Source organism: Amycolatopsis sp. NPDC004079 (assembly GCF_040610415.1).
GTDB classification, from domain to species: domain Bacteria; phylum Actinomycetota; class Actinomycetes; order Mycobacteriales; family Pseudonocardiaceae; genus Amycolatopsis; species Amycolatopsis halotolerans.
The window spans coordinates 1-21,608 of the sequence record NZ_JBEXMH010000050.1 but is presented as its reverse complement, the minus strand read 5'-3'; the positions used below and the strand labels follow the sequence as shown (position 1 = coordinate 21,608).

Sequence of the window (21,608 nt, the reverse complement as noted above, 5' to 3'; positions counted from 1 at the left end):
GGTCGGGATCGGGTCGGCTGGGCGCCGACGCTAACCAGGCCGGACGAACCGCCCAACTGCTCTCACGAGATGAGAGTCCTACGCACCCGTACGTATGAACAAGTGCCGAGCGCTGACGGACGACGAGACGGTGCTGTGCCGCGCACGCTGAGGCGCATGGACTGGAGAATGCGCCCGGCGACCCGGAAGTGGTTCCTGTTCGGCCACGTCGTCACGTCGGTCGGCTGGATCGGAGCCGAACTCGCGGTGCTGATCTGCAGCATTCTCGCGATCGCCGGCTTCGACCCGGTGACCACGCGCAGCGCGAACGTCATCGCCGGAATTCTCGCCGGAACGCTCTATTTCCCGGCCAGCCTCCTCGCGCTGGCGACCGGTGTCGTCCTCGGGCTCGGCACGAAGTGGAAGCTGGTGCGCTACCACTGGGTGCTGTGGAAACTGCTGGCGACGCTGGCCCTGTTCGGCGGCGGAAACCTGCTGGTAGTCCCGTCTTTCGTCGCGCACGGCGAGCAGGCGTCGCGGGGCGAGGTCGTGGGGGCGAGCGCGGTGGCGGGAACGGGGGCGATGAGTGTCGGGCTGACGCTGCTGCTGGGGGCGACACTGGTGTCTTACTTCAAGCCGTGGCCGAAGGTCGGTCGCGCTAACTAGTGCCGCGGGTGGCGAAACCGGCGCAGTCTTCTACCGTTCCAGCAAGAACGTCAGAAGCGCTGGAGGTAGCTGTGGTTTCGGTGCGCAGCGTCGTGGACCGGGTCGGTCCCACGCTGCTCCACGCGCTTCTCGTGCCCGAAGGCTGTCCCGCGGTCGGCGACGTGGTGATCGCCGAGCCGGGCGCGGAGTCCGCCATCGCCGCCGGTGACCTGGTGCTCGGCGTCGCCACCGTCGAGTCGGCCGACGCCGCGGCGCTCGTCCGGGTGAGCGCTGGCCGGGGTGCGGCGGCGGTGTTGCTGAAACCTCCGTTGGCCGCGAAGCAGTCGGTGCGGCGGGCGGCGAAGTCGGCTGGGATCGCGTTGATCCAGGTGCACGCGGCGACGTCCTGGGCCCAGCTGGTCTGGCTGTTGCGCACAGTTCTGGACGCACTCGCCGACGAATCCGAAGCTCTCGAGGAGGGCGGCGACCCAGGTTCCGGCGACCTTTTCCGGCTCGCCGATGCCGTGGCCGCGGTGGTCGACGCGTCGGTGACGATCGAGGACACCAACTCGCGCGTCCTCGCCTACTCCGCCCGCCAAGACCTCACCGACCCGGCGCGCGTCGCGACGATCATGGGCCGCCGCATCCCAGACGACGTACTCGCCCGGTTCCGCTCGCGCGGCGTTTTCCGCGAGCTTTCCCGCGGCCGACAGACGATTTTCGTGCCGGCCCAGCGCGACGGCACCCTGCCGCGGCTGATCGTGCCCATCCGGATGGGCGGCGAACTGCTGGGTTCGATGTGGGCCGTCGTCCCCGGTCCGGTTTCCGAGGAACGCGCAGCGGCTTTCGCCGACGCCGCCCCGGTGGTCGCCCTGCATCTTCTACGCCGACGCGCACACACAGACGCGCAGCGCCGAGCTTCCGCCGAATTGCTGCGCGCGGTCTTGGAAGGACAAGTCCCGCCACGCCGGGTGGTCGCCGAGCTGGACCTGTCCGACGAGCCGCACCGGGTCGTTGTCGTGGACGTCAGCGGCGGCGACAGCCGGGACGCCGAAGGGCTGTTGCTGGCTTTGCTGGAACGGATTTCGCAGGGTTTCGGACGCCGTCCGGTCGCGGCTGAACTGGGCGGGTTGCTGTACGTCGTGGTCCCGGACCGCACCGGCGAGGGCGGCTGGCCGGAACTGCGGGAGGCGCTGCTCGCCCAACCCGCCTCCCGCCGAGGCGGCTTGCCTCGCGCGGCTGCTGGCGCACCAGGCGATCCGACCGCGCTGGCCGCGTCACGAGCCCAAGCGGACGAAGCGCTGGGCCTGCTGCGGGCAGGACTGGTCGAGGGCCGCGTCGTGGCTTACGACGAAGCGTGGACCGCGCTGGTCCTGCACCGCGCCGCCGCCGGAGCAGCGGCGGCGCAGGTGTCAGAACTCGGCCCGCTCGGCGTGCTGCGCGCCCACGACGAGACGAGCAACGCCGGGTACGTCGACACTCTCTACGAATGGCTGCGACATCCCGGCGACCCCCGCGCCGCCGCGGAACGCCTGCGCATTCACCCGAACACGTTGCGGTACCGGATGAAACGGCTGCTGGAACTGGTCCCGCTGAACCTCGACGACCCCGACGTCCGGCTCGCGTTGCTCACCCAGCTGATCGCACTCCGCTGGAGCTGACCCGGTAGCTGAGATCGTTGGCCCGCAACGATTCCGGCCGCATCCGGATCCACACCGTGCCGCGCTCGGCCGGATCGTCCAGGAGATACGCGCGGAACCGCGGATCCCACGCGGACTCGTCCGGACCCAGGTACCGCACCAGTTTCCGGCGTCCTCGAGGCACGTCGAACGGCTCGATCCCGGCCGGTCCGCGCGCGATCACCTGACGCACCAAGCCGGTCGCGAGATCGCAGACGTCCACCGTCACCGCGAGCCGCGGCTCCGCACGCACCTGATCGGGCAGCCTCGACCACGGGCCGCTGAGGATCCAGAACTCCCCGTCCTCCCAGAGATACCAGGTGGGCCGGACGGCCGGACCCGCGGTCGCGACCCGTGCGGTCAGCGGCTGTGCGAGGAAACTGTCGACATCGAAATCGGTCACGCGATCAGCAACGTCTTCCCGATCGTGCCCCGAGACTCGATCGCCGCATGCGCATCAGCCGCACGCTCCAACGGAAACCGCTGCCCGATCACCGGAGTCAACTGCCCAGCCGCAGCCGCCTCCAACGCCGACTCGGTGTACCCGCGCATCGCCGCCGCATCACCGATCGACCGAACCAGCTTCACTCCGCGCGCCGCAGCGTCCTCTTCGGACACTTCCGCCCACGAACCGCTTGCCAGACCGTAAATCGCCATCCGCCCACCAGGCCGCACCAAAGAGAACGCCGCTGTACCGACCGCACCTCCCACGCCGTCGAACACCACATCCACCTCCCCGGCCGACGCAGTCCACTCCGGATCCGTGTAGTCAACGGCCAAGTCCGCGCCCAATTCCCGAGCACGAGCAAGCTTTTCCGCCCCGCCCGCCGCAGCCACGACCTCCGCACCAGCCGCCTTCGCCAGTTGCACCAAGAGGCTGCCGACCCCTCCTGCGGCAGCCTCGACGAGCACCCGTTCCCCTGGCGCTACCGCGGTCGCGTGCACCAACCCGGTCGCCGTGCGGCCGTCTGCCAGCAACGCGACAGCCGCGTCGAGGCTCAGCGCTTGCGGCACCGGGAACACCAACGCCGCGTCCACGACCACGCGCTGGGCGTAACCGCCGCTGCCGCCGGTCGACGTCACCACGCGTTTCCCGACCAGCGCCGGGTCCACGCCCTCCCCGGCGCGGCTGATCACACCCCCGACGCCGTTGCCGGGCACCATCGGCAGCGCGCCCGCGAACGGCCCGTTGCCGGTCGCCCGGAACTGCGTTTCCACGAAGGTGACGTTGGCGAACGCCACCTCGATCAGCACCTGCCCCGGTCCGGGAGCCGGATCGGGGGCGTCCCCCGCCTCCAGCACCGCCGGCCCGCCGAACTCCCGCAGCCACACCGCTCGCATTGATGCCCTTCCTCGAGTCTCCGCCATGAGCCAGCCAACTACCTCAAGTGCGGTCGAGGTCAAGGGCGTTGTCCTGGCAGCACTACTGACCCCGCGCAAGACTGTGGCGGCGGAATGATGACACCGCCGTCCGGGTAGATCACCGTGAGTGGCAACACCTTCGCCAGAACCGCCGCCAGGAGGCAAGCAGTGCGCATCGCCGTTCCCCGTGAGATCAAGAAGCACGAGTACCGGGTCGCGTTGACCCCGGCCGGCGTGCACGAACTGGTCGGTCGCGGGCACGACGTCTTCGTCGAGACGGGTGCCGGGACCGGGTCGTCCATCACGGACGAGGAGTACGTCGCCGCGGGCGCGAAGGTGCTCGCCACGGCGGACGAGACGTGGTCCGAGGGCGAACTCGTGCTGAAGGTGAAGGAGCCGATCGCCGAGGAGTACCCGCGCCTGCGCAAGGATCTGGTGCTGTTCACCTACCTGCACATCGCCGCGGACCGTCCGCTGACCGACGCGCTGCTGGCCGCGGGCACCACCGCGATCGCCTACGAGACGGTGCAGAAGCCGAACGGCGCGCTGCCGCTGCTGGCCCCGATGTCCGAGGTCGCGGGCCGGCTGGCCCCGCAGGTCGGCGCTTACGCCCTGATGAAGCCGAGCGGCGGCCGCGGCGTCCTGCCCGGCGGCATCCCCGGCGTGCACCCGGCCCGCGTGGTCGTCATCGGCGGCGGCGTGGCCGGCCTCAACGCCGCCCGTGTCGCCCTCGGTCTCGGCTCCGACGTGGAGATCCTCGACACCAACGTCGACCGCCTCCGCCAGATCGACAACGACTTCGGCGGCCGCATCCGCACCGTCACCTCGAACCGCCTGTCGGTAGAAGAGTCGGTCCTCGAGGCGGACCTCGTCATCGGCGCGGTCCTGGTCCCCGGCGCGAAGGCCCCGAAGCTGGTCTCCAACGACCTGGTCTCCCGCATGAAGCCGGGCAGCGTCCTGGTGGACATCGCCATCGACCAGGGCGGCTGCTTCGCCGACTCGCGCCCGACCACCCACGACGACCCGACCTACACGGTCCACAACTCGGTCTTCTACTGCGTGGCCAACATGCCCGGCGCCGTCCCCCGCACGAGCACCTACGGCCTCACCAACGTAACCCTCCCCTACGCGGTGCAGCTGGCAGACAAGGGCTGGAAGCAGGCCTTGTCCGCAGACCCCTCCCTGGCCCTGGGCCTCAACACCCACGCCGGCGCCCTAACCAACGCCCCGGTCGCCACCGCCCACAACCTCCCCCACACCCCCATCGAAACCGCCCTGGCGTAACCAACAGCTACAAGAAAGCGGCGAGGCCCTCAGGGACCTCGCCGCTTCTCTTATGCCCCAAGCATTTTTGTACCAACAAGACCCACCACTCAACCGCCGCCGAAGGCACCGCGGGGGTCCGGGGGCTCGGCCCCCGGGCAATACGACGCCCCTTCCTCGGCGAAGCGCCGCCAGGCGCGAGCAGAGGAAGGGAAGAAGGGGCGACCCGCTCAACCAGCCTGGGGGTCACTGGGAGCGGGTCGCCGAGTACTAGCTTAAAGAACATTGGGCGGGAGCGCGCGCCCGGGGGTGGGTTTCGCCGGGGTTCTTCCCGGTGACCAGGTGAACGTTCAACCTTCCGCCTTTGGCCGCCGGACCAGGCTTTCCCTGCTCCATGCCGCTTACAGGGTCATGGGGAACCGGCTGGGGTGCCCTTCGTCACCTCTGCCCTGGGCGGGCCCGCGAGCGCGCCGGTTGTGCCCGTTTGGTCCGGGCCGACGGTTCGCTGGGGAATAAATTGTCGGTGCCGCTCCCTAACCTTGTGATGTGACCACCACTGCGACGCCTGCGCGTCAAGACCGTCCGATTGCTGAGACGGCGCCCCGACCGGTCGGCTGGGTGCGCCGGTTGTCCGCTGCCTGCTGGGAGCACCGCGGCGTTGTCGTGCTCGCGATGACGGCGGCGATCTTGAGCGTCGGCGTGCAGGCGGCGAGTCCGTTGCTGGTGCGGTCGGCGGTGGACGACGCGGTGGCCGGGCACACGTCGCAGCTGGGCGCGCTCGCGGTGGGGCTGGTGGCGTTGCAGGTCGTCGCGTTCGGCTCGGCGTTCCTGCGCCGGTATGTCGGCGGGCGGCTGGCGCTGGACGTGCAGCACGATCTGCGGAACCGGGTGTTCGGCGCGGTGTCGCGGCTGGACGGCGGGAAGCAGGACGCGTTGCGCACCGGGCAGGTCGTGTCGCGCGCGATTTCGGATCTGCAGCTGGTCACCGGGCTGCTGATGCAGGTGCCGTTGTCGGCGGGTTCGGTGATTTTCGCGGTGCTGGCGCTGGGCGCGATGCTGTGGATGTCGCCGCTGCTCACGCTCATCGCGCTGGTGGTCGCGCCCGCGGTCGGGATCGTCGTGGCGTTGAGCAGGCGGCGGTTGTTCCCGGCGACCTGGTCGGCCCAGCAGCGCGCGGCGGATGTCGCGCAGCACGTCGAGGAAACCGTCACCGGCGTGCGCGTGGTGAAGGGTTTCGGGCAGGAAGCGCGCGAGGTCGCCCGGCTGGAGCGCACGGCGCGGAAGCTGTTCGCGGAACGGCTGCGCGCGGCGAAGCTGTCCGCGTTGCCGACAGCGACCACGTCGGCACTGCCTGCCGCGGGTCAGGTAGCGGTGCTGGCGATCGGCGGCATGCTGGCGCTGAACGGGCAGATCAGCCTGGGCACGTTCCTCGCGTTCGCCACGTATCTCGCGGCGTTGATCGGCCCGGCGCGGTTCCTGTCCGGCTTGGTGGTGCAGGCGCAGCTCACGCGCGCTGGCGCGGAGCGGGTCTACGAGCTGATCGACGCGCAGCCGGAGGTCACCGACAGCCCCGACGCGCGGCCGCTGCCGCCCGGCACGCTGGGTGTGGAACTGAACGACGTGAAGTTCGGCTACACCCGCAGCGACCCAGTGCTTGACGGGCTCACCCTCGAAGCATGCCCCGGCGAAACGCTCGCGCTGGTGGGCACCGCAGGGTCCGGCAAGTCCACGATTTCCATGCTGCTGCCCCGGTTTTACGACGTGCACTCGGGTTCGGTACGCGTCGGGGGCCTGGACGTGCGCGATGTGCCGCTGAAAGACCTGCGGCAGGCGATCGGCGTGGTCTTCGAGGAAGCGTTCCTGTTCTCCACGTCGGTGCGCGACAACATCGCTTACGGCCGCCCGGACGCGAGCGACGAGGAGGTCTTCGCGGCCGCCCGCGCGGCGGAGGCGGACGAGTTCATCCGCGCGCTGCCGGAGGGGTACGCCACCGAGGTCGGCGAGCGCGGGCTCACGCTGTCCGGCGGGCAGCGGCAACGGCTCGGGCTCGCCCGTGCGCTGCTCACCGACCCGCGCGTGCTGATCCTGGACGACGCGACGTCGGCGATCGACACCGTCACCGAAGCCGCGATCCACGACACGCTGCGCGCGGTTACCGCCGAGCGCACCACGCTGCTCATCGCGCACCGACGGTCGACGCTGCAGCTGGCCGACCGGATCGCGGTGATGGATCAGGGCCGGGTGGTCGACGTCGGCACCGAGGAGGAGTTGCTGGCGCGGTGCGCGCTGTTCCGCGAACTGGTCGCCGGCCCGGGCGACGACGTCGAAAAACCGCACCGCTGCGACAACCTTGAGCCCGGTGCGGACGGCACCACCGCAGTCCTGTGGCCGCACGACGAACGAGACGAGGTCGACGCTCTCGCCGACGCCGCGCAGTCCCGCGGCGGGACACCAGGCGGTGGAAGCGGCTTCGCGGGCAGCGGCGGCGCGGACGTGCCGCCGACACCAGAGCTGTTGGAAGGCGTCCGCCGGCTGCCCCCGGCTGCTGACCGCCCACGACTGTCCGATGTGGACGTCACGGCCCCGGATCCCGGCTTCCGGCTGTCCCGGATCCTGCGTCCGGTGCGGTGGCCGCTCGCCGGAGTGGTCGGTCTCGTCGCGGCCGACGCGCTGGCCTCGCTCGCGCTGCCCGCGCTGTATCAACGCGGGGTCGACCACGGCGTACTGCCCGGGGTGGCGAGCGTCGTGTGGCTGCTGGCCGGAATCGGCGCACTCGTCGTGGCCGCCGACTGGTTCGTGGTGCGCTGGCAGACGCGGCTCACCGCCCGCGTCGGCGAGACGGTGCTGTACTCGCTGCGCGTGCGCAGTTACGCACACCTGCAACGACTCGGACTGGACTACTACGAGCGCGAACTGTCCGGGAAGATCATGACCCGGATGACCACCGACGTCGACGCGCTGTCCACGTTCCTGCAAACCGGCCTGGCCACCGCAGTAGTCAGCGCACTCACCTTGGTAGGCATCACGGTCGCGCTGCTGGTCACCGATGCCGCGCTGGCCGTGTACGCGCTGGCCATGCTGCCGATCCTGCTCGTCGCGACGTTCGTGTTCCGCCGGGTCGCTTCGCGCGCATACAGCGAGGCGCGCGAGAAGGTGAGCGTCGTGAACGCGGACATGCAGGAGAACGTCAGCGGTCTGCGCGTCGCTCAGGCGTACACGCGCGAAGAGCGTTCGGCGGCGGTGTTCGCGTCGCGCAGTGACGACTACCGCCGGTCGCGGCTGCGCGCGCAGCGGTACATCGCGACGTACTTCCCGCTCGTCTCCCTGCTGTCGGATCTGGCGACCACCACGGTGCTGGTCGTCGGCGCACACCGCGTCGCAGGCGGCACCCTCGAAGCCGGTGTGCTGCTCGGATTCTTGCTGTACCTGCAGCAATTCTTCTCGCCGATCCAGCAACTGTCGTCGGTCTTCGACGGCTACCAGCAGGCGCGCGTCGGCCTGAGCCGCATCGGCGACCTGCTGCGCACGCCGACGTCGGTGCCCGCCGCCGAACAGCCAGTCGAACTGCCCGCACACCTGTCCGGCGAAGTGCGTTTCAAGGACGTCGATTTCGCTTACACCGGCACGGAAAAGCCCGCGCTGGAAAACCTGACGCTCGACGTCGCGGCAGGCGAAACCGTCGCACTGGTCGGCGCGACCGGCGCAGGCAAGTCCACCGCGGTGAAGCTAGTCGCGCGCTACTATGACGCCACCGGCGGCGCGGTATTGATCGACGGCGTCGACGTCCGCGAATACGACCTGCCCGCACTGCGCGCCCGGATGGGCGTAGTACCGCAGGAAGCACATCTGTTCTCCGGCACCGTCGCGGACAACGTGCGATACGGCCGCCCAGAAGCCACCGACGCGGAAGTCGAAGCCGCCGTACGCTCCGTCGGCGCCCTGGACGGCGTAGCCGCGTTGCCCGCCGGCTTCCGACAACCAGTAGGCGAACGCGGCCGCTCCCTGTCCGCCGGGCAACGGCAGCTCGTCGCACTGGCCCGAGCCGAACTGGTCGACCCGGACGTTCTGTTGCTGGACGAAGCCACCGCTGCCCTGGACCCAGCCACCGAAGCCACCGTGCTGCGAGCCACCGAACACCTGGCCCGCCGCCGCACCACCTTCGTAGTCGCCCACCGCCTGGCAACAGCCGCGAAGGCCGACCGAATCGTGGTGCTAGACCACGGCCGCATCGTCGAGCAGGGCACGCACACAGAGCTAGTCGCCGCGGATGGCCACTACGCGCGACTGTGGGCGCTGGGCTGACGGCGACCGCCCAGACTCCGGCACACCACGCGAACGCCGCTGCCTGACTGACGTTCGCGTGGTGTCCGACCACCACTCGCAACGCTGAACAACGCACCCCGAACGGGTCTCAGCCGTCCTTGGCCGCGAGCGCTGAGGTGAATCAGGCGATCTTCTGGCGATAATCACGATCGCGAAGAAGCACGCCGACACACCACGCGAACGCCGCTATCCAACTGACGCTCGCCTGGTGGCCGACCACAACTCGCAACATCGAACCGGCCTCGCCGTCACGCAGCTGCGGGCATCGGGGTGCGCCAGAAAACCTTGCGGCGACAACTCGCCTTGGCGACCAAGCCCGTCACCGCACTCCCCGCACACCACCGCATCGCCAGACAACACCCGCCGAACGAGCCGCGACCAACAGGCACTGCCCGTAACCGCGACCGCCGGACCGAGTCAGGAAATCTTCCGACGATAAATCACATTCGCGAAGACATACGCCACCACCAAAATCCCCACACACCAAGCAAGCGCGGTCCAGATCCCGCTCCCCACCGGACGCTCCGCGAACAGATCCCGGATGGTGTTCACGATCGACGTCACCGGCTGGTGCTCAGCGAACGCGCGCACCGGCCCAGGCATGGTCCCGGTGGGTACAAAGGCCGAACTGACGAACGGCAGGAAGATGAGCGGGTACGAGAACGCACTCGCGCCGTCCGCGGACTTCGCGGTGAGCCCAGGGATCACCGCGAGCCACGTCAGCGCCAGGGTGAACAGCACCACGATGCCCAGCACCGCGAGCCACGCCAGCGGCCCCGCGCTGGTGCGGAAGCCCATCGCGAACGCGACGAGCACCACGACCGCGACCGAGATCAGGTTCGCGATCACCGACGTCAGCACGTGCGCCCACAGCACCGCCGAGCGGGCGATCGGCATGGACTGGAAGCGTTCGAAGATGCCGCCCTTCAGGTCCAGGAAGAGCCGGAACGCGGTGTAGGCGATCCCGGAGGCGATGGTGATCAGGAGGATTCCGGGCAGCAGGTAGGTCACGTACGACTCGGAGCCGGAGTTGATCGCGCCGCCGAGGACGTAGGTGAAGAGCAGCAGCATGACGATCGGCGTGACCGTCGTGGTGATGATCGTGTCGAGGCTGCGGGTGATGTGCCGCAGCGATCGTCCTAACAGGACCGAGCTGTCGCTGACAAAGTGGCCGCTCATTGCCCTTCCCCCTTGGTTCCAGCGCCGACAAGGGAAAAGAAGACGTCTTCCAGCGTCGGCTGCTTCTCGACGTACTCGACCTTGGCCGGCGGAAGCAGCTGCTTGAGTTCGGCGAGCGTGCCGTTCACGAGCACCCGCCCCTCGTGCAGGATCGCGATCCGGTCGGCGAGGTGTTCGGCCTCCTCGAGATACTGCGTGGTGAGCAGCACCGTCGCTCCCTGCTCGGCGAGTTCCTCCACCGCCTTCCAGACGTCGTTGCGCGCCTGCGGATCGAGCCCGGTCGTCGGTTCGTCGAGGAAAATGACCTGCGGGCCCCCGATCAAGCTCATCGCGATGTCAAGACGGCGACGCATACCCCCCGAATACGTCGACACCTTGCGCGCCCCGGCGTCAGTCAACGCGAACCGCTCCAGCAGCCCGTCCGCGATCGCACCTGGGTTCTTGAGATGCCGCAGCTTGGCGACCAGCACCAGATTCTCGCGCCCGGTAAGGATCTCGTCGACCGCCGCGAACTGCCCGGTGAGGCTGATCGACTCGCGCACGTCCGCCCCCTGGCTGGCGACCGCGAACCCGTTGACCTCCGCCTCCCCCGCGTCGGCCTTGAGCAACGTGGACAAGATCCGCACGACCGTGGTCTTGCCCGCCCCGTTCGACCCGAGCAGCGCGAAAATACTGCCCCGCGCCACCTCGAAATCGACCCCGCGCAGCACTTCCAGCTTCCCGTACGACTTTCGCAACCCCCGCACCCGAATCGCCGGCGTCGTCACCGCGCACCTCCGACCGCGCGGTCGATCGATTCGGTCAGCTTCGTCCGTTCCCGGGAAATCCAGTTCCCCTCGGGATAACTCCGGAGAAACTCTTCCGCGAACTCGACCGGCTCGTCACCGACAATTTCCCGGACGGTCGTCCCGTTCGCCACGCTCTGCTCGAACAGGTCGATGAGGTCGTCCAGCATCCGCAGGTGACTCTCCGCCGTCCCCGGCCCGAAGTACTGCAGGTACCGGTGCAACGCCTTGATCGCCGCCCGATAGTCCGGCGGCAGCTCCTCGACGCGCGCTTTGTACCGCCGATACCGCTTCTTGTCCTCCAGCGGCCCGGTGACGACCTCCAGATAATGCAGATATCTGCTCTTGGATTCATTCCCCATGATCGATTCCCTCCTTGCGCAGCTGTTCGAGCCGGTCCGAGAGAAACCGCCAGTTCCGCCAGAATTCGTCAAGACTCGCTCTCCCCGGAGCGTTCAGCGAATAAACCTTCCGCGGCGGCCCTTTCTCGGACGGCACTTTTTCGACGTCGACGAGCCCGCGCTGCTCGATCCGCACGAGCAACGCGTAAACGGTGCCCTCGGCGAGATCGGTGAACCCCCGTTCGCGCAACCAGGAGGTGATCTCGTACCCGTAGGCGGGCCGCCCGGCAAGAATCGCGAGGACGATGCCCTCCAAGGTCCCCTTGAGCATCTCCGTCGCCTGCTTGCCCATCGAACACCCTTCAGCTAGTCAGTGTCGCTGAGTACCAGTAGATAGTAACACTGACTACCGGCGACGGGGGGGAGGCATTCCGGGACCGCCGCGAGGAGGCACACCGAACGGGCCCTGGCGACGGGGCCATCTCCGGGCCGGACGAGACAGGCAGGACAGGTTCAGAGAGACCGCGAAGTCAGGGCAGCTCGCGCCACCGGAGGTCGCCCCAGCCCGCCGAGGCGACGTCGGCCAGTTCGGCCCAGCGAGTCGTCCCGGGGCGAACGTGCGTGTCCGAGCCGACGGACCACTCGGGCGCTTCCGGCTCGACGTGCTCGAACTCGTCGATGCCGGACGGGGTGCGCCACACCGCGGTGCAGGAATCGCACATCAGCAGGACCGTGCCGTGCTCGGTGACGAGCGGGCGGATCAATCCCTGGTCCCAGAACGACGGACATTCGACCAGCCACATCGCGCCATCACCGCCTCGCCTCGAAAACCGCCGCGCCCGAGTGAGGCCGCAGCCTTTCGACAGCACAACACCGCACAGTGAACGACCCGCTACGCACATCCCAACTCGGCCGGAACAGGCGCGGACGACCCCGCACTGCCCCACCTGGACGAACGACCTAGCCACCTCGGACGCCCGCTTCGGACCGCACGAGCACCGCGACGGTCGACGGACCGCACAGCGAGGACCACCCCGGCACCGCCGCTGCCCGACTTCGACACAACCCCCGCGTCCGCCGCCGACTCGACCCCGGCCCGGCGAACGGCTCACCAGCGAGGCGCCCGCCGCGGCCACGCCAGTCGCGCGGCGGGCTGAGAACGGGGCACAAGTCAGCCGACCTGCGCGAAGCCCGGCGCACGTGGTCCGGACCAACCCGGGCCACCACCGTCCGCTCGCCGCAGCCAGCCGAGCGAGCTGTGACACCGGGCACGCGCTGTGTCCGGGATCACCCCAAACCAGCCGAGGTGACGGCATTCGGCTCTTGCGACGCGTACGGTGGTCCCTGCTGTCTGTCAGGCTGGGCCTCTCAACCGATCCAGACAATGACCTGTCTCACGAGCGTCCAGGTGGCGTGTTTCAGGCCACCGGCAGGGGACTAGCCTGGCGGTCAGCAGGTGCTTGTGATATCGGATCGAGAATGGATAGAGGCGAGAGCCAGCCGTGGCCAGCAGCAGTCCCGCATCGCAGTTCGGTGCCAATGAGTGGCTCGTCGAAGAAATGTACGAGCGGTTTCTCGCGGACCCCCAGTCGGTAGACGCCGCCTGGCACGATTTCTTCGCCGACTACAAGCCCACTCCGGGCGGCAACGGCACGCAAGCGGGAGGGAACGGAGAGGTCAAGGCCTCCGCGCCGGCCCCCGCCGCCAAGCCCGCCCCGTCCGCCAAGACCCCGGCGGCCCCAGCGGCGCCGGCGGCCAGCGCCCCCGCCGCCAAGGCTCCGGCGGCGAAGGCCCCGGCAGCCAAGTCCGCCCCGGCGGCGAAGCCCGCGGCGGCCGCTCCGGCAGCCAAGTCCGCGCCGGAATCCAAGCAGCTGCGCGGCGCCGCCGCGGCGATCGCCAAGAACATGGACGCCTCGCTCGCCGTGCCGACCGCGACCAGCGTGCGCGCGGTCCCGGCGAAGCTGATGGCGGACAACCGCATCGTCATCAACAACCACCTCAAGCGCACCCGCGGCGGCAAGATCTCCTTCACGCACCTCATCGGCTACGCCATGGTGCGGGCGCTGAAGGACTTCCCGAACATGAACCGGCACTACCAGCTGATCGACGGGAAGCCGTTCGCGATCACGCCGGAGCACGTGAACTTCGGGCTTGCCATCGACATGAAGGGCAAGGACGACTCCCGCACGCTCGTCGTGGCCTCCATCAAGGCCACCGAGAACATGACGTTCATGCAGTTCTGGCAGGCCTACGAGGAGATCGTCAAGAAGGCCCGCACGAACAAGCTCACCGCGGACGACTTCGCGGGCACCACCATCTCGCTCACCAACCCGGGCGGCATCGGCACGAACCACTCGGTGCCGCGGCTGCAGGCGGGCCAGGGCGCGATCATCGGCGTCGGCGCGATGCAGTACCCGGCGTCGTTCGAGGGCACCAGCGAGAAGACCCTGGTCGACCTCGCGGTCAGCAAGATCATGACGCTGACCTCGACGTATGACCACCGCATCATCCAGGGCGCGGAGTCCGGCGAGTTCCTGAAGCGCATTCACGAACTGCTGCTCGGCGAGGACGGCTTCTACGACGACGTCTTCACCAGCCTGCGGCTGCCGTACGAGCCGATCCGCTGGGTCGCCGACATCCCGGACGGCCCGGTCGACAAGACCGCGCGCGTCATGGAGCTGATCGAGGCGTTCCGGATGCGCGGCCACCTGATGGCCGACACCGACCCGCTGAACTACCGCCAGCGCAGCCACCACGACCTGGACGTGCTGAGCCACGGCCTGACCCTGTGGGACCTGGACCGCGAGTTCGCGGTCGGCGACTTCTCCAGCCGCGAGCGGATGAAGCTGCGCGACATCCTCGGCGTGCTGCGCGACTCGTACTGCCGCACGGTCGGCGTGGAGTACACGCACATCCTCGACCCCGAGGAGCGCGGCTGGATCCAGGAGCGCGTCGAGGTCCGGCACAGCAAGCCGGAGCCGTCCGCGCAGAAGTACATCCTGTCGAAGCTCAACGCCGCCGAGGCGTTCGAGACCTTCCTGCAGACCAAGTACGTCGGCCAGAAGCGGTTCTCGCTCGAAGGCGGCGAGACCGCGATCCCGCTGCTCGACACCATCCTGGACAAGGCCGCCGAGCACGAACTCGACGAGGTCGTCATCGGCATGCCGCACCGCGGCCGGCTGAACGTGCTGGCGAACATCGTCGGCAAGCCGATCAGCCAGATCTTCCAGGAGTTCGAGGGCAACCTCGACCCGGGACAGGCGCACGGCTCCGGCGACGTGAAGTACCACCTCGGGGCCGAGGGCAAGTACTTCCGGATGTTCGGCGACGGCGAGACCCGGGTGTCGCTGGCGTCCAACCCGTCGCACCTGGAGACCGTCGACCCGGTGCTCGAGGGCATCGTCCGCGCCAAGCAGGACGTCCTCGACAAGGGCGGCGAGGGCTACACCGTGCTGCCGGTCCTGATGCACGGCGACGCGGCCTTCGCGGGCCAGGGCGTCGTGGCCGAGACCCTGAACCTGGCGCTGCTGCGCGGCTACCGCACCGGCGGCACCGTGCACGTCGTCGTCAACAACCAGGTCGGCTTCACCACCGCGCCGGAGCACTCGCGCTCCAGCCAGTACGCCACCGACGTCGCGAAGATGATCGGCGCGCCGGTCTTCCACGTGAACGGCGACGACCCCGAGGCCGCGCACTGGGTCGCGAAGCTGGCGGTCGACTACCGCCAGGCGTTCCACAAGGACGTCGTGATCGACCTGGTCTGCTACCGCCGCCGCGGCCACAACGAGGGCGACGACCCGTCGATGACGCAGCCGGCGATGTACGACATCATCGATTCCAAGCGCTCGGTCCGGAAGACCTACACCGAATCGCTGATCGGCCGGGGCGACATCTCCGTCGAAGAGGCCGAGGCCGCGCTGCGCGACTTCTCCAGCCAGCTCGAGCACGTCTTCAACGAGGTCCGCGAACTCGAGCGGCACCCGGCGAAGGCGAGCCCGTCGGTCGAGGGCGAGCAGCAGATCCCGGCGAAGGTCACCACCGCCGTGTCGCGCGAGGTCGTCGAGCAGATCGGCGACGCGTTCGTCAACCTGCCCGAGGGCTTCACCCCGCACCCGCGGGTCAAGCCGGTCATGGAGCGCCGCCACAAGATGTCCCGCGAAGGCGGCATCGACTGGGCGTTCGGCGAACTGCTCGCGTTCGGGTCGCTGGCGCTGGAAGGCCGTCTCGTGCGGCTGTCCGGCCAGGACTCCCGGCGCGGCACCTTCACCCAGCGGCACTCGGTGTTCATCGACCGCAAGAACGGCCAGGAGTACTCGCCGCTGCAGAACCTGGCCGACGGCCAGGGCCGCGTGATGATCTACGACTCGGCGCTGTCGGAGTACGCGGCCGTCGGCTTCGAGTACGGCTACTCGGTGGCGAACTCCGAGGCGCTGGTGATGTGGGAAGCGCAGTTCGGCGACTTCGTCAACGGCGCGCAGACCGTGATCGACGAGTACATCTCCTCCGGCGAGGCCAAGTGGGGCCAGCGCTCGGACGTCGTGCTGCTGCTGCCGCACGGCCACGAGGGCCAGGGCCCGGACCACACGTCCGGCCGGATCGAGCGGTTCATGGCGCTGTGCGCGGAAGCCTCGATGACCGTCGCGGTGCCCTCCACCCCGGCGAACTACTTCCACCTGCTGCGCCGCCACGCCCTCGACGGCATCCAGCGTCCGCTGATCGTCTTCACCCCGAAGTCGATGCTGCGCAACAAGGCGGCGACGTCGACGGTCGAGGACGTCACCGGCCAGAGCCGGTTCATGTCGGTCATCGACGACACGACGCAGGACCCGGCGAAGGTCCGCAAGGTGCTGCTCACCTCGGGCAAGCTCTACTGGGAGCTGGTGGCCGAACGCGAGAAGCGCGGCGCGGACGACGTCGCGATCGTGCGGATCGAGCAGTACTACCCGCTGCCGAAGAAGAAGCTGCTGGCGGCGGTGGAGCGCTACACGAACGCGCAGCAGATCGCCTGGGTCCAGGAGGAGCCGGAAAACCAGGGCGCGTGGCCGTTCTTCGGCCTCAACCTGCCCCGGAAGTTCCCGGAGTTCTTCGGTGGGCTCGACGTGGTCGCACGGCGTCCGATGGCCGCCCCGTCGGCCGGTTCGTCCAAGGTGCACGAGGTCGAGCAGAAGGCGTTGATCGCCAAGGCGTTCGACTGATCGTTGCTTGCTCCGAAGGCCGCCGCGGGATGCGTTCCCGCGGCGGCCTTCGCCGTTGTTCAGGCCACTTCTACGCGGAACACCGCGATCCTCCCCGCAGCCGCGGCCGCCGCGACCCCGTCCGGTGTCGGCGATTCCGCCAGCCCCGTCGTGACGTAACGCTTCCCCACGCTCGCGGGCCCTCCAGCCACCACCTCGCGCAACACCGGCCCCCGCTCCGCGACCGGCAGCTCCGCGAACCGCACCCGCCGCGACCGTCGCCCGCGAGACAACGTGCCCGCACCGGCCGCCCGGACATTCGCCACCCAGGCCGCCTTCGGGAACGCCTGGATCAGGTACTCCTCGCCCTGAACTTTCAGTACCGCCAACGGAAACGTCCGCGGCTCGCCGCTGCGCCGCCCGGGGACGGTGAGCAGCTCCATCGGCCCGAACGCGAGCCCCGCGCGCTGCAGGGCGGTGATGAACCGGTTGATCGTGTTGACCTTGCGCCGGTATCCGGCTGCCTTGGTGTCCATGGTTCCGAGCGTACGCCATCTTGTATGAGTTTCATACTTTCTGGGAGTCATACGTATACCTTCCGGTTATGCCCGGGGTACCGGAAAGGCAGTGGCGGCGCACCGGCCGGACCAAGTTGACTGGTTGACAAACATCCGAGGAGGGCTGGAGTGCACTACGACGTCGTCGTAGTCGGAGGCGGTGCTGGGGGTATCGCCTCCGCTGCCGGGGCGGCGCGGACCGGGGCGCGGGTGCTGCTGGTCGAGCAGTACCCGTACCTTGGCGGCGCGGCGACGATCAGCTCCGTGCTGACCCTGTGCGGTTTCTTCGACCAGACCGGCGAGCAGGTCGTCGCGGGCGTCGGCGACGAGGTGCTGCGGCGGTTGCGCCAGCGCGGCGCCTACGAAGAAAAGACGATGGGCTGGACCGGCAACAAGATCGTCCTGCTCGACTTGGAAACCACCAAACTGGTCTACGACGAGCTGGCCGCCGACGCCGGCGTGGACGTCCTCCTGCACACCAAACTCATCGGCGCGAAGCGGACGCACGGGGTCGTCACCGAGGTCGAACTGCACCATCGCGGCGGCGTGGAGCGGGTCACCGCCGGTGCGTTCATCGACGCCAGCGGCGACGGCGCACTCCTGGCCGACGCCGGAGCCGCCGTCCGCATCACGCCGCTGAGCGACCGGCAAACCAGCACGCTCGTCTGCCGATTCTCCGGCGTCTCCGAAGACGCCGACCTCTCACGCGAGGGCCTGCGGGCCGCAGTCGCCGCGTATCAACGAGAAACCGGCGTCCAGCTGGCCCGCGACTACGGCATCGCCGTGCACCTTCCCTTGACCCGCAACGTAATCGCGCTGCTAGTGGACGAACAAACCGACGTCCTGAACGCCGCCGCGCTAAGCCGCGACGAAGCCAGCGCGCGACGTCAAGCATGGCAATACCTCGACGCCCTGCGCAAACACCTGCCCGGCTGGTCGTCGGCACGCCTCGAGGAAACCGGCCCACAGCTAGGCATCCGCGAAGGACGTCACCTGGTCGGCCGCGAACAACTCACCGGCCGCGACGTCCTGACCGCCCGCAAGCGCCCCGACGCGTCCATCGGCCGCTGCGGCTGGCCGATCGAAGACCACGCGGGGCCAGGCGTCACCCGCTACGAACCGATCGCCGACCGGGGCTGGTACGACCTCCCCTACGGCGCGATCTGCTCCGCCGACACCGCGAACCTCTGGGCCGTCGGCCGCCTGACCAGCTCCGACGACGACGCGTACGCATCAGTCCGAGTCATGGGCACCGCCTTCGCGACCGGCCACGCAGCGGGGATCGCCGCCGCACAGTACGTCGACGGCCACGCCCACGACGTCCGCGCGATCCGCGCCGAACTGCACCGCCAAGACGCCCTGGCTTGACCCGCCAACCCGGTAACGAGAACCTTCCCTGATCGTCCCCAGGCCGAAGGAGCCCCCATGCCGAGCCGCTATCGCTGGGTCGTCCTGCTGCTCTGCTGGGCAGTGTTCACGATGACCTCGGTCGACCGGTCGACGTGGGGCCCGGCGTCGTCGGCAGTCAGCGATTCGCTCGGTGTCCCGCTGGCCGCGCTCGGGATCTTCGCCACCTGCTACTACATCGGTTACGTCATCTCCAACACCGCCGGCGGCTTCCTCTCCGATTGGCTGGGCAGCCGCGCAGTCCTAGGCATCAGCTCCCTGGTCGCAGGCGTCCTGATGGTGGGGTTCGGCTCCACCACCTCCATCGCCTGGGGCCTGATCCTGCAAGCCCTGCTCGGCCTGTTCGCCGGAGTCGACTTCTCCGCCGGGCTCAAGCTGATCACCACCTGGTTCCGCCCAGAGGAGCACGGTCTGGCAAGCGGCATCTTCATGACCGCGACGTCGCTAGGAACCGTCGTAGCCAACGCCGTCGTCCCCACGCTGGTCAAAAACAGCGGATGGCCAGTGTCGTATCACCTCTTCGGCGGAGTCACCGTCGTACTCGGCTTGCTGTGCCTGGCCTTCATCCGCAACGGCACCCCCTCGACTGGCCCCCGCGCCCTGCCGAACCCGCGCCCGCTCTTCCGCAACCGCGACCTGCTGCTACTGGGATTGGCCGGTTTCGGCGGCCTATGGGGCACCTACGGTTTCGTCACGTGGTCCAACACCCTGATGATCCGAGGCGAACACATCGACCCGGTGCGGGCGGGCGTAGTCCTGGTGATCTTCTCCGGGACCGCGGTAGTCATCAAACCGCTGATCGGCTGGCTCACCGACAAAGTCGGCCTGGGCAGGCGAATCCCCATCATCGCCGTCCTCATCCTCTTCGGCGCGGCTCTGCTGGTCTTCGGTTCCCTGAACAGCTACAGCGCTTTCCTAGTGGTAGCCCCAATTCTCGGCATCGGCGCCTACGCCTACAGCCCCCTGACCGCCGCCATGATCCCCGCCCTGACCGGCCCCCGCCTAGCCGGTTCCGCCGCCGGTGCGGTGAACGCCTTCTGGCAGCTGGGCAGCGTAATCGTGCCCGCGGTGGTAGGCCCGGTCTTCCACGCGACCGGCTCGTTCTACGCCGCTTTCCTCACCCTGGCCGCCGGACCGCTTGTGGGAGCGGCGGTTCTGCTTTTCATGCGCGACGACCGTCCAGCACAGGTTGCTCCGCAGGCAGCGACGGCCTGATCAGGGCATTCCGAGCACCGGAAACTGCGCCTCGATCGAGGACAGCTCCCCGACGATGGCCGGCAGATCGGACTGGTCAAGGCCGTCGATCTCGAAGCACAGCCGGTTCCCCGACCCGTGCCCATCGATGGCCTCTCCTTCGATCTCGACTCTGCCGGACTTCTCCACCGTGACCGTCAGCCCGAGCCACCTCTCCATCGACTCCAGCCGAGCGACACCGCCGAACTCGGCATACGCCTTCGACAGCTGCTCCCGAAAGCTCAGCAGCTCGTCAGCTCGCAACCCGGCGGGCACCTGGGCGGTGAACCCGCCGACGACGAGGTCCACTGGACTGAAGAGCCAGTTACCGTCCCAAAAATCGGCCGCCTCGACGTGCATCCGTCCCAGCACGGTGATTACCAGCCGATCACCCCCTTTTCTCCCGATGGTCACCGAGGCCGACTCGACATCGCTCACTCTTACCCCCACGTCGTCGAGCACCAGGTTATGCACCGTGTCGAAATCAATTTCCGCGCAGCCCGTCACTCAGGGAGACTGAGCGACATGCAGATCCGCCAGTCGACCGCCGACGACGCACCCGCGATCCACGCCGTGCACACCGCCGCCTTCCGCGTCCACAACAAGGACGTCACCGGCGAAATGCCCGAAGCGAAGCTAGTCACCGAACTAACCGCGGACGGCGATCTGCTCCCCGCCCTCTCGTTCGTCGCCCACCGCGACGGCGAGCTGATCGGCCACGCCTGCTCCAGCCCAGGCCACCTAGGCGACGACCCAGAATCCGCCATCGGCTTCGGCCCGCTAGGCGTCCTCCCCTCGCACCAACGCAGCGGGGCAGGCTCAGCCTTGGTCCACGCGACGATCGGCGCCGCCAATGCCCTGGGGTACGGCCTGATCATCTTGCTGGGCGACCCGGGTTATTACTCCCGCTTCGGCTTCGTACTGGCCGAAACGCTCGGCATCACGCCGCCGGTGCCGGAATGGGCCCCGCACTTCCAGGCCCTCCGGCTGGCGGCGTACGCCCCGGAGAATCGAGGAGCCTTCCGCTACGCTGCGGCCTTTGACCGGCTTTGAGCTTTCCGGAGAAGGAGCGCCATCGTGTCCGAGGAACCCGGCCGCATCTTTCGTGACGCCTGGATCGCCGGCGTCAGGCGGCATTTCCCCGGCGAGCCCAAGCCCGGTTACGTCACGCCGTGGGATGAAACGCCAGACTGGGAGCGAGCCAGTGCCGCTGCGGTTTACACGCAGGTTCGGCAGTTCGTCGAGATTTCCGGTGGCAGCACCGCGAAACTGACCCGAGCGCAGAAGAGCCGCTTCGTGGCGCTGTGCTGGATCGCGCAAATTCATCAGCACATCTCGGACCCGAAGCCAGCGTACGTCGCGGACTGGGATCAGCTCCCGCAGTGGCAGCAGGAGACCGACGCGGACATTTTCGAGGCGATCGAGATTCTCGTGAGTGGCAATCCCAGTTAGAACACAATGCCGCATAGCTTGAGGCGGTGCCACGGGTGCGGTTGAGGCGAATCTGCCCAGGTCGAAGGCCCTGGGCGGGGTCAGTGGTCCGTGAGGGGAACCCTGAGGGACTCTGAGTCCCTCAGGGTTCCCCTCACGGACTCCAGTAAACGGTCGCATGGTCGTAAATCGGGCATTCCGGCAACCTTGACGTCCTTTGTGGACGGTCGGCGAGCGTAGGCTGCGCAGT

18 protein-coding genes are annotated in these 21,608 nt (G+C 68.6%); 9 read left to right on the top strand and 9 right to left on the bottom strand.

Annotation, left to right across the window (positions count from 1 at the left end):
- Positions 1-156: 156 nt before the first annotated feature.
- Together ABZX37_RS36225 and ABZX37_RS36220 are read left to right on the top strand one after the other, a co-directional pair.
- Positions 157-645 carry a hypothetical protein gene (locus ABZX37_RS36225; RefSeq protein ID WP_354747351.1) on the top strand — a complete coding sequence of 163 codons (489 nt, stop codon included), beginning with the start codon at positions 157-159 and terminating at the stop codon, positions 643-645.
- Between the two features lie 71 nt (positions 646-716).
- A complete protein-coding gene (locus ABZX37_RS36220; protein ID WP_354747349.1) occupies positions 717-2,285 on the top strand; it encodes a helix-turn-helix domain-containing protein in 1,569 nt (522 codons plus the stop codon).
- Here the strand turns inward: ABZX37_RS36220 and ABZX37_RS36215 are convergent.
- Together ABZX37_RS36215 and ABZX37_RS36210 are read right to left on the bottom strand one after the other, a co-directional pair.
- Complete coding sequence (locus ABZX37_RS36215; protein WP_354747348.1) at positions 2,254-2,706, bottom strand: pyridoxamine 5'-phosphate oxidase family protein; 453 nt, start codon at positions 2,704-2,706, stop codon at positions 2,254-2,256. The genes ABZX37_RS36220 and ABZX37_RS36215 overlap by 32 nt on opposite strands.
- A complete protein-coding gene (locus ABZX37_RS36210) occupies positions 2,703-3,644 on the bottom strand; it encodes a zinc-binding dehydrogenase (protein ID WP_354747346.1) in 942 nt (313 codons plus the stop codon). Before ABZX37_RS36210 ends, ABZX37_RS36215 begins: the two co-directional genes overlap by 4 nt.
- A 189-nt stretch (positions 3,645-3,833) precedes the next feature.
- Here ABZX37_RS36210 and ald point away from each other — a divergent pair, with 189 nt between their 5' ends.
- Together ald and ABZX37_RS36200 are read left to right on the top strand one after the other, a co-directional pair.
- Positions 3,834-4,949 (top strand): alanine dehydrogenase, encoded by a 1,116-nt coding sequence (gene ald, locus ABZX37_RS36205; protein WP_354747344.1) that lies wholly within the window; start codon positions 3,834-3,836, stop codon positions 4,947-4,949.
- A 564-nt stretch (positions 4,950-5,513) separates the two neighbouring features.
- Entirely contained in the window at positions 5,514-9,230 is a 3,717-nt protein-coding gene (locus ABZX37_RS36200; protein ID WP_354747439.1) for an ABC transporter ATP-binding protein, read from the top strand.
- Between the two features lie 438 nt (positions 9,231-9,668).
- Here the strand turns inward: ABZX37_RS36200 and ABZX37_RS36195 are convergent, their stop codons facing one another.
- From ABZX37_RS36195 to ABZX37_RS36175, 5 genes are all read right to left on the bottom strand, one after another.
- A complete protein-coding gene (locus tag ABZX37_RS36195; RefSeq protein ID WP_354747342.1) occupies positions 9,669-10,430 on the bottom strand; it encodes an ABC transporter permease in 762 nt (253 codons plus the stop codon).
- Positions 10,427-11,197: an ATP-binding cassette domain-containing protein gene (locus ABZX37_RS36190; RefSeq protein ID WP_354747340.1), complete on the bottom strand. Its 771-nt coding sequence runs from the start codon at positions 11,195-11,197 to the stop codon at positions 10,427-10,429. The genes ABZX37_RS36195 and ABZX37_RS36190 overlap by 4 nt, the downstream gene beginning before the upstream one ends.
- Positions 11,194-11,577, bottom strand: a complete 384-nt coding sequence (locus tag ABZX37_RS36185) for a DUF1048 domain-containing protein (protein WP_354747338.1) — start codon at positions 11,575-11,577, stop codon at positions 11,194-11,196. Before ABZX37_RS36185 ends, ABZX37_RS36190 begins: the two co-directional genes overlap by 4 nt.
- Entirely contained in the window at positions 11,567-11,908 is a 342-nt protein-coding gene (locus tag ABZX37_RS36180; RefSeq protein WP_354747336.1) for a PadR family transcriptional regulator, read from the bottom strand. Before ABZX37_RS36180 ends, ABZX37_RS36185 begins: the two co-directional genes overlap by 11 nt.
- 178 nt (positions 11,909-12,086) lie before the next feature.
- A complete protein-coding gene (locus ABZX37_RS36175) occupies positions 12,087-12,359 on the bottom strand; it encodes a hypothetical protein (RefSeq protein WP_354747335.1) in 273 nt (90 codons plus the stop codon).
- A 699-nt stretch (positions 12,360-13,058) separates the two neighbouring features.
- Between ABZX37_RS36175 and ABZX37_RS36170 the strand changes: the two genes are divergently transcribed.
- On the top strand, positions 13,059-16,751 hold the full coding sequence (locus ABZX37_RS36170; RefSeq protein ID WP_354747333.1) for a multifunctional oxoglutarate decarboxylase/oxoglutarate dehydrogenase thiamine pyrophosphate-binding subunit/dihydrolipoyllysine-residue succinyltransferase subunit: 3,693 nt from the start codon (positions 13,059-13,061) through the stop codon (positions 16,749-16,751).
- A 59-nt stretch (positions 16,752-16,810) separates the two neighbouring features.
- Here the strand turns inward: ABZX37_RS36170 and ABZX37_RS36165 are convergent, their stop codons facing one another.
- Positions 16,811-17,266, bottom strand: coding sequence for a nitroreductase family deazaflavin-dependent oxidoreductase (locus ABZX37_RS36165; RefSeq protein WP_354747331.1), 456 nt, complete (start codon positions 17,264-17,266; stop codon positions 16,811-16,813).
- Positions 17,267-17,416: 150 nt separating this feature from the next.
- Between ABZX37_RS36165 and ABZX37_RS36160 the strand changes: the two genes are divergently transcribed.
- Both ABZX37_RS36160 and ABZX37_RS36155 read left to right on the top strand, forming a co-directional pair.
- A complete protein-coding gene (locus ABZX37_RS36160) occupies positions 17,417-18,655 on the top strand; it encodes an FAD-dependent oxidoreductase (RefSeq protein ID WP_354747329.1) in 1,239 nt (412 codons plus the stop codon).
- Positions 18,656-18,712: 57 nt separating this feature from the next.
- Positions 18,713-19,909 (top strand): MFS transporter, encoded by a 1,197-nt coding sequence (locus ABZX37_RS36155; protein ID WP_354747328.1) that lies wholly within the window; start codon positions 18,713-18,715, stop codon positions 19,907-19,909.
- Here the strand turns inward: ABZX37_RS36155 and ABZX37_RS36150 are convergent, their stop codons facing one another.
- Positions 19,910-20,434 carry a hypothetical protein gene (locus tag ABZX37_RS36150; protein WP_354747326.1) on the bottom strand — a complete coding sequence of 175 codons (525 nt, stop codon included), beginning with the start codon at positions 20,432-20,434 and terminating at the stop codon, positions 19,910-19,912.
- Between the two features lie 18 nt (positions 20,435-20,452).
- On the opposite strand from ABZX37_RS36150, the gene ABZX37_RS36145 reads away from it, so the two are divergent.
- Entirely contained in the window at positions 20,453-20,980 is a 528-nt protein-coding gene (locus ABZX37_RS36145; protein ID WP_354747324.1) for an N-acetyltransferase, read from the top strand.
- 24 nt (positions 20,981-21,004) lie between these two features.
- The gene (locus ABZX37_RS36140) at positions 21,005-21,379 is read left to right on the top strand and encodes a hypothetical protein (RefSeq protein WP_354747322.1); all 375 of its coding nucleotides are present in this window, start codon (positions 21,005-21,007) and stop codon (positions 21,377-21,379) included.
- Positions 21,380-21,608 lie beyond the last annotated feature (229 nt).